Source organism: Bisgaardia hudsonensis (assembly GCF_004345785.1).
GTDB classification, from domain to species: Bacteria; Pseudomonadota; Gammaproteobacteria; order Enterobacterales; family Pasteurellaceae; genus Bisgaardia; species Bisgaardia hudsonensis.
Window position 1 is genome coordinate 1 of record NZ_SLXI01000017.1, and the last position, 3645, is coordinate 3645.

At 32.2% G+C, this 3645-nt stretch carries 3 protein-coding genes and 1 pseudogene; all 4 read left to right on the plus strand.

The genetic code is table 11. The features are described from left to right. Nucleotides 1-1383: pseudogene (locus tag EV697_RS09855) on the plus strand (hypothetical protein); the annotation flags it as partial. A gap of 16 nt (nt 1384-1399) precedes the next feature. Further along, nucleotides 1400-2332 (plus strand): Imm49 family immunity protein, encoded by a 933-nt coding sequence (locus tag EV697_RS09730; protein ID WP_165906488.1) that lies wholly within the window; start codon nt 1400-1402, stop codon nt 2330-2332. Between the two features lie 128 nt (nt 2333-2460). After that, on the plus strand, nt 2461-2652 hold the full coding sequence (locus tag EV697_RS09735) for a hypothetical protein (RefSeq protein ID WP_132025093.1): 192 nt from the start codon (nt 2461-2463) through the stop codon (nt 2650-2652). A gap of 2 nt (nt 2653-2654) precedes the next feature. Beyond that, on the plus strand, nt 2655-3497 hold the full coding sequence (locus EV697_RS09740; RefSeq protein WP_132025095.1) for a hypothetical protein: 843 nt from the start codon (nt 2655-2657) through the stop codon (nt 3495-3497). Nucleotides 3498-3645 lie beyond the last annotated feature (148 nt).

Genomic DNA, 3645 nt, shown 5'->3' on the forward strand with positions numbered 1-3645 from the left:
TTTAATGCAGAGAAATTTAACCGTCAATTACATCCAAATGAAATAGAATGGATTAAGGAAAATGCAAAACGTTTTGCTGAACAAGAAGGGATAAGTACAAAAGAAGCAGAAAAAAGACTATCACAACAAGCAGCAAAAGAGCTTGATATATTATGGTTCTTATCACTTGATGATAAACAAGATAGTCAAGCCCAAGCTTTTTTAGCTAGTCAAAAGAATAAAACCTTTACTCATATTAATGGTGAAAAGGAGCATTATTTTGTAGCAGGAGGTAATGATTTTTGGGTATCAAGAAAATATGCTAAAGAAGCGGATACTTATAATCAACGCACAGGTTTTATTAGTGAAAAGTTGACCTCAGGAATAGTGAGAACACCAACAGAGGGCTTAAGGGATAAAGTAAAACAAACTTATAAATCAGTTTCAGAAAACAAATTAGAAACGGTGAAAAAAGTTGGAGAGTCAGTTGTTAATAGTGCGATGGATTGTGGGAGAGACCCACTAGCTTGTGGTCGTGATATTGTCGATAATTTTGTTACAACAGGTAAAAGTAGTATAGAAGAAACTTATCGAAATGTAATGGGAGAAGATGTAGAAGAAATCAACCGCCTATATGGACAAGATATGCGTGGTGAAATGACCGCAATTTCTACCGCTCAACTGATTGGCACTGTTGGAGAAGTTGTTGGAGCTGGGAAGGTCGCTAAGGCAGGTGGAAAAGCGGTTGGTAAGGGTGTTGTCGCTATAAAAAATAGTGATGTCGTAAAAAATGCTGTTGAAGGTGGAGCAAATCAAATTAACCGAGTGGTGAATTATTCAACTTTAAATAAAGTGATTGATGAAGTTGATAACATAGCGATTACCTCACCAAGTGGCTATATTAATGCACAGAAAGTATGTAAGTCAGGTTGTGAATTGAAGCCAACAAGTACTATTGAGCGAGATTTAATAGCGGATATTGTAAAAAATGGAGATAAAACAGGTGAGAAAACAGAAAAGCTTGTTAATAGCTTAGCAAAACGTTCAGGTTATAAAGTACTTAAAGGCGGTAAGTATGGTGGTAACAGTGGATTTGACCATGTACTTCAAGCTAAAGATGGCTCTATAGTTATTATTGACAGTAAGCAAATTACTAATGGTGCAACTAAAGTAAGTAATAAAGGTGCTAAATTAGATAATAAAGTAACCAATCAGCTTTCACAAGATTGGATTGAAGCTGTTGCGACAGAAAAGTTTGATTTAGACAAAACAGATCCAGCAATATTAGCAGTGAGAAAAGCACTTAAAAATAAACAAAACCAACCTATTAAAACATTAATTATAGGGGTTGATAAAGTTGATGAAAAAATCAAATTAATCCCAGTAGAAGTACCTAACAAATAAAGATAAGGGGATGATAATGAAAGATAAATATAAAATATATTTAGGAAGCGAGACAGAACCTAATACCTATGAAGGAAAGATTGAGCAAGATCTATTATATGATGCTTATGGTAATATTAGAGAAGATTTAGAATTGTTAAATAGTAACCTTGGCAATTCACTTGCTTGTATGCGTAGTTTAGGTTTGTGCCATGCAGTTTTGGCAAGACGAGCATTATTACGCAATAATGATATTGAATTATTTAGACAACATTGTTATACAGCAGCTAAATTATGTGTATTAGGCGATGATGGTTGGACAGTAACATATGATTTTTTTGCACTTATGTCAGATAATCAAAGAGTAATTAACAGTATTATCTCTGATATATTGGGTGCTGATTATGATAAATATGATAGAAAAGATTTATACCCTTTTTTCTTTAAAAATAAAAGATTAGCTATAAGTAGTAAAAATTGGGAAGAGTTAAAAGAGCGATCCCAAAGATTTTTAGATGATGAAAAAAATTACCCTAAGGCAAAAAAATACAAGCCGTACATTCCCGAGCATGAATTTTATGTTTCCTTATGTGATGGTAATGTTGAAGGTATGCATAATGCTTTAGAAAAGCTATTGGATTTAAAAATCGCTAAAAGAAGAGTAAGAGGTTATTGTGTAAATTTTAGTTGGTTTTTAAATGTAATTGTTCTTGAGCTAGGTAAAATTGCGTCTATTCACGGATTTGATGTTGGTATAGACCACCCAACCGCACCAAAAGAACTTATAGAATATAAACCATTAGCTCATTATGAAGATCCTTATGATTTTATGAAAGAATATGATTTTAATAAACCACATCAAGAGTGGATTGATATGTGGCAAGAAAGACATAAACAAGCGAAAGCAAAGCAAGAAGAAATAGAAAGTAAAAAATTAAAAAATAGGATTTTGTCTTGGTTTAGAAAATAGTGTTCTAACAAGTGCGGTAGGATTTTTAAGAGTTTTAAAACTTGAGGAAAATTGACCGCACTTTTTTGTATTTAAAAAGGATTTAGGCAATTCCAAAAGAGGTACAAAAAGAGTTAATCAATCATCCAATGAATTTGCAACCATTGCCAAGAGAATTGAACTCTTCAAAAGGGGCGAAGATTGAAACTGGCACAGAGGGTTGGAAGATGTATGTGAAGGAAAGTAAGGAGATTTCACCTAAATATCGAGAAAATTTGGAGAGAAGACAGAGGGCTATAATAGGAATGGTAGAAAAAGAAATTGAAAAAAGAGGATTATAAAAATGAAATTTGTCAATGAGCAGGAACTATATACGCATTTTGAAATGGTTTATTATGATATGAATGATATACCTTACGAGTCTTTGTCTTTAACTGAACTAGATAAAGAGTTTGATGGATATAATTTCTTTCAATATGGGAATTTATTTGAATATATCATCGCATCTTTTAAAGAAACTCAACCGTTATCTTATGAGTATTTAATGCAAGGGCGATTTTTCTACGCAGTAAAGAAATCCACTCACCCTTTACCTATAATGGGAGATATTACCGAATTAGGTATTTTAGTAAATGATAGAGCCTATTTTATTTATTATACGCCTTATGCTAAAAATCATAAAAAATACTCAAACATTCCTTTGGAGATTTTAAGTTCTTGGTTATATCGAAGTAAAAGATGGGGCATTATGGAAAAGACTACGCATAATGTTTATAAAAGCACTCTTCCTTCAACAATATTAACACCCATGCGCTCAATTATTGCTGGTTTTGAAGATAAAAAAGGTTATGCCTTGCCTGAATATGTGGATTTTTTAGAAACTAAGTTTAATCAATTATTCCGTCAAAGATATGGTGATAAGAAATATTTTGATGAAGAAAAATATTTTGAATTACGTTGCTTGCTTGATACCCGTCCGAATGAAAGTTGGGATAAAAGTGGATTTCAGTTATTTGTATCTTCTCATCAAGGCAATGAACGTAATGTGTATGTAGTTCCTCAAGCAGATGTGTTTAAGATAAAAAAACTGAGCAACCCAGCAGAAGCAATCGACAATTACGCTGCCCATCTTTTCGCCAAAAAAGAGGGAGAATTTGATTTTATGCAATATGCAGAAGATTTTTAATATTTTTTCTTAATTTATAAACAAAGTGCGGTAGAATTTTTGAAAGTTTTGAGATTTAACCAAAATTGATTATATCTTTTAAATAATTAGACTTTTTTATATTATGCTTTAATTGAATATATAAGCCACAGTAAGGAATAGATTATGA